The organism is Brevibacterium picturae (assembly GCF_030453725.1).
In the GTDB taxonomy this organism is placed as follows: domain Bacteria; phylum Actinomycetota; class Actinomycetes; order Actinomycetales; family Brevibacteriaceae; genus Brevibacterium; species Brevibacterium sandarakinum_A.
Map to the genome: position 1 here is coordinate 1 of NZ_JAKDJU010000207.1, position 4,788 is coordinate 4,788.

The 4,788-nt window shown below is 64.6% G+C and carries 3 protein-coding genes; 1 reads left to right on the top strand and 2 read right to left on the bottom strand.

Annotated elements, in window-relative coordinates; all coding sequences use genetic code 11:
* On the bottom strand, positions 1-1,258 hold a 1,258-nt coding region (locus tag L0G76_RS14165), incomplete at its 3' end, for an inorganic phosphate transporter (RefSeq protein ID WP_304357808.1).
* Positions 1,259-1,485: 227 nt separating this feature from the next.
* Positions 1,486-2,880, bottom strand: coding sequence for an aspartate aminotransferase family protein (locus L0G76_RS14170; RefSeq protein WP_304357809.1), 1,395 nt, complete (start codon positions 2,878-2,880; stop codon positions 1,486-1,488).
* A gap of 236 nt (positions 2,881-3,116) precedes the next feature.
* Between L0G76_RS14170 and L0G76_RS14175 the strand changes: the two genes are divergently transcribed.
* Entirely contained in the window at positions 3,117-4,715 is a 1,599-nt protein-coding gene (locus L0G76_RS14175; RefSeq protein ID WP_304357810.1) for a PucR family transcriptional regulator, read from the top strand.
* Positions 4,716-4,788: the final 73 nt, after the last annotated feature.

A 4,788-nucleotide genomic window follows, 5' to 3' on the forward strand; every position in this document is an offset into this window, starting at 1 on the left:
CGGCACCGGACTTCGCTTCGGCTCTTTCGGCAGCTCGCTGGTCTTGGGCTTCGTTGCGAGCGGCACGCTTCATCGCTGCGCGTTTGCGGTTGCGGTCCTTGCGAATCTTGCGCTTGCGGCCGCGGATGCCGACAGCTTCGCCGACGGTGTCGAAGTTCGAGAGGTCCGTCTGCTTGGCCTTGAGCGAGCTCAGGAAGATCCAGAGGACGGCAATGACCGCAATGACCGTGTCGATGACTACCCCGATTGTGCCGAGGTGGGCGATGCCAGCTGCGATGCCGCCGACGATTCCGGCCGCCGGAATGGTCAGCAGCCAGCCCGAGGCGATGCGTCCGGCGGTGGACCATTGGACGTCGGCGCCCTTGCGCCCCATTCCCGAGCCGAGCACCGAACCGGACGCCACCTGCGTCGTCGACAGCGCGAAGCCCAAGTGGGAAGAGGCGAGGATGGCGGCGGCTGTCGACGTCTCGGCGGCCAGTCCCTGAGCAGGCTTGACGGTGGTGAGCTTCGTGCCGAGAGTGTCGATGATTCGCCATCCGCCGACATACGTTCCCAGTGCGATCGCCAGCGCGCAGGCTGTGATCACCCAGATATGCGGGCCGGTCCCGTGGTCCTGCAGATTTGCCGATACGAGTACGAGCGTGATGACGCCCATGGTCTTCTGCGCATCGTTGGTGCCGTGCGCCAGAGCGACGAGCGAGGAGCTGAAGATCTGCCCGTACTTGAATGGTGCCCGGTGAGCGGTCTTGCCCTCACTGTTGCGGCGTGTGATGGAGTAGGCCAGGCGAGTGCACAGATAGGCGCCGACTCCGGCGATGATCGGAGCTGCGAGTGCGGGCAGGACCACTTTGGACAGGAAGACGCCGAAGTCGACGGAGTTGAGGCCGGTGCCGACGATCGCGGCACCGATCAGTCCGCCGAACAGCGCGTGTGAGGAAGACGAGGGCAGGCCGAAGCGCCAGGTCGCCATGTTCCAGATGATCGCACCGATGAGGCCGGCGAGGATGAAGTCCGGTGTGATCTGGACTCCCCCATCACCTTCTTTGATGATGCCGCCCGAGATGGTCTTCGCCACCTCGGTGGAGAGGAAAGCGCCGACGAGGTTGAGCAGCGCTGCCAAGGTGACCGCCGTCTTGGGCTTGATCGCTCCTGTGGCGATCGGAGTCGCCATGGCATTGGCCGTGTCGTGAAAGCCATTGGTGAAGTCAAAGAACAGTGCCAGCACGATGACCAGCACAACGACGAAGATGATTTCCACTAAGCGACCTTGAACATAGACACAATTCGGACCGTGGATGATTTAGCTGGCGGACAGCGGCCTCAATCAGCAGAGAGTCTACCGCCTATTCCCCCGAATCTTCACCTGCTGTTCTCTGCAACTCCACCAATGTCACCCTGCGTTCATCTCTGAGCTGGCCAAACCCTCCCCCGCCGAGCAGGGAATGTAGCAACGTTCACAATCAGCCCGGCGGCGGAGGACAGTGGTCAGACGGCGTATTCGTCCGCGATGTTCAGCGCCTCGTCAAGCACTTCGAGACCGAAGCGCACATCCGCGTCGGGCGTGTTCAGCGGCGGTACGACATGGATCCGGTTGAAGTTCGCGAACGGCAGCACTCCGCCTGACTTCATCGCCGCGATCACCCGGTTCATCTCCGGTGAGCTGCCGCCGTAGGCGGCCAGTGGTTCGCGCGTGGTGCGGTTCTTGACCAGCTCGATGGCCCAGAAGCAGCCCATTCCACGCACGTCTCCGATCGAGGGGTGACGCTGGGCCATCTCCTGCAGCGCCGGTCCGATGATGTCTTCGCCCAGCCTGTCTGCGTTGGCGATCATGTCCTCGTCGCGCATCGCAGTGATGGTCGCAACCGCCGCCGCGCAGGCCAGCGGGTGACCGGAGTAGGTCAGTCCGCCCGGGTAGACGCGATCGCGGAAGGTGTCGAAGATGTCCTCGGAGACCGCGACTCCGCCCAAAGGCACGTATCCCGAGTTCACTCCCTTGGCGAAGGTCAGCAGGTCCGGTGTCACTCCCCAGTGGTCGAGCGCGAACCATCGACCGGTCCGCCCGAATCCGGCCATCACCTCGTCGGCGATGAAGACGATGCCGTGGCGGGCCGTCAGCTCCCGCACCCCTTCGAGGTATCCGGCTGGGGGCCCGTATATGCCTGCCGTGCCGGGCACGGATTCGAGGATGAGCGCGGCGATGTTGTTCGGCCCTTCCAGAGTGATCATGTCCTCGAGGTGCTGCAGTGCCCGCGCAGTCTCCTCTGCCTCGGTCGTCGCCCCGAAGTACGAACGGTACTGGTAGGCCGGCATGAAGTGGACGATGCCCTCGGCCGAATAGTCATTGGCAAACCGGCGCGGGTCGCCGGTGGCGTTGACGGCCAACTGGGTTCCACCGTGATAGCTGCGATACGCGGACAGCACCTTGGTCCGGCCCGTGTGCAGGCGCGCCATCCGGATCGCGTGCTCGTTGGCGTCGGCACCACCGTTGGTGAAGAAGACATGGTCGAGGTCTCCGGGCGTGAGCTCGGCGATGAGTCGTGCCGCCTCGGAGCGGGCTTCGTTGACGTGCTGGGGAGCGATCGTGCACAGCTTCGCCGCCTGCTCCTGGATCGCGGCGACGACCGTCGGATGCTGATGTCCGATGTTCGTGTTCACCAGCTGTGAGGACATGTCGAGCAGCTTCCGGCCCTCCCCGTCCCAGATGTAGGGTCCCTCGGCCGCCAGAACGGTCATCGGCTCGAAGGGCCCCTGCGCCTGCCAGGAATGGAAGACGTGCGCCCGGTCGAGATCATGAGCCCGCCGTCCAGCACTGAGCTGCTCAGGGGTGATCGTGTGTTCGACTCCGCGCTCGAGTCCTTCATTCGCATTGATCACAGTCATGATGTTCGTCCTTTCGCAGTGATGTCCAGTCGCAGTGATGTCCAGTCGCAGGGATGTCCAGATCGCCGAGGTGGGCCGGAGTCAGGAGTGACATGCCCCCGGTCCCGTGGCCGCCCTATTCCTTCAATGGTGAGCCAGCCGCAGCCAATTGACCATGGACACCCTGTCAACATTTGCCTTCGCTGATTTACACTGTGTAAACCACACTGTGTCGAGCCCGCGAAAGGAAACGCAGGATGGACGTTCTGTCCCGGCGAGCACCGGAGCTGACGATCGCGAACCTGCTCGACGTCGACGAAATCCGCCGCGGCGAGCCCGAAGTCGTATCCGGCGCCGACCATGTGGGGCGTCCGGTGAGGTGGGTCCATATCGCCGATTCGGAGAACGTCGCGCAGTTCCTCGAAGGCAGCGAGCTCGTACTCAGCACCGGGCTGTCCTACCGGTCATCGCCGGAATCGACCGCGAAGTTCCTCGACCAGCTCGAATCCGCCTCTGCTTCCGGTGCGGTCATTGAGCTCATTCATCATGATGGCCGACCGGATGTCGAAGCCATCGAAAACGTGCGGGCCGCTGCACGCGATCGCGAGATTCCGATCGTGGTCCTGCGCCGCCGCATCAAATTCGTCCGCGTCACGGAACTCGCTCACCAGGAACTGCTCAATCGGCAGCTTGCCCGCGTCGAACATGCGCGCACGGTCCACGAGGTCTTCACACAGTTGAGCCTCGAGAGCGCCGGAGCCCAGCACATCGTCGACCGGACAGCGGAACTGCTGGGCACTCCTGTGCTGCTCGAAGACGTCGGACATCGCCTGCTCGCCCACGCAGGCGGCCCACCCGCACCGCACAGGACTCAGCGAGAAAGCGCGGGGACGGGCCACCTCGGCGAGGGCAGCGGGCACAGGCAACGGTGGCTGCAGACTCCGGTGGGGCTGCGGGATCGGCGGTGGGGCCGACTGCTGGCGCCGGGTCGCCTGAGATCCGATGAGGAGGCTGCACAAGTCGTCGAGCGCGCCGCACAGACTCTGACGTTGGCGCGGATGGCCGAGCGCGACGAACAAGATCTCCTCGTCCAAGCCCAGGGCGGGCTGGTCCGCGAGATCGCCGAAGCGAGCGACCTCGGCGAGAAGCAGGTCAGGGAGCGGGCTGCGGACCTGGGGTTCACACCACGCGATCGCATGATTCCCGTGGTCGTGCGCATTGATCGCGACCCAGGCGCTGACCCGACGACACTGCAGCTGCGGGAACGTTCCCTCCACCGCGATTTCGTATCCGCAGCGAGTGCTCACCGCTGCTCCACGCTGTCAGCCGGACTGCAGTCAGGCTCGTTCGGGGTCGTGCTGGCACTGCCCACAGGTGCCGACGACGAGGTCCTTGAGCAGATCATCGCCGACGTGCCCACCCGCAGCGCCACCGTAGGCGCCGGGCGGCCGAGCGACTCGATCATCGGCGCTGTCACCGGGCTCGAGTCCGCCACACAGGTCGCAGAGATCGCCTCGACTCTCGAACTGCGACAGCGGCGGTATTACCGCTTCTCCGACGTGAGGCTGCGCGGACTGCTCTCATCGCTGCACGATGATCCGGGCGTTCGGGCCTTCGCCGAGGCGGAGCTCGCCCCTCTGCTCGAGACCGACGATGAGGAGATGCTCGTCCTCCTCGAACAGTTCCTCACTCACGGGGGCAACAAATCGGCGCTTGCTCGCACCGGCTTCCTGTCCAGACCGGCACTGTATGCACGGCTGGACCGGCTGCAGCGCAGGCTCGGCGTCTCACTTGAGGATGCGGAGTCGCGCACCGCGCTCCACGTCGCCATTCTGTGGCTGCGCACGAATCGCTGAGCCACCCCTCTATCCTCGTTGTCCTCGACGGTGGGTGCGGGTTGATAGTCAGAAGGTGCGGGTCAGAAGGTGC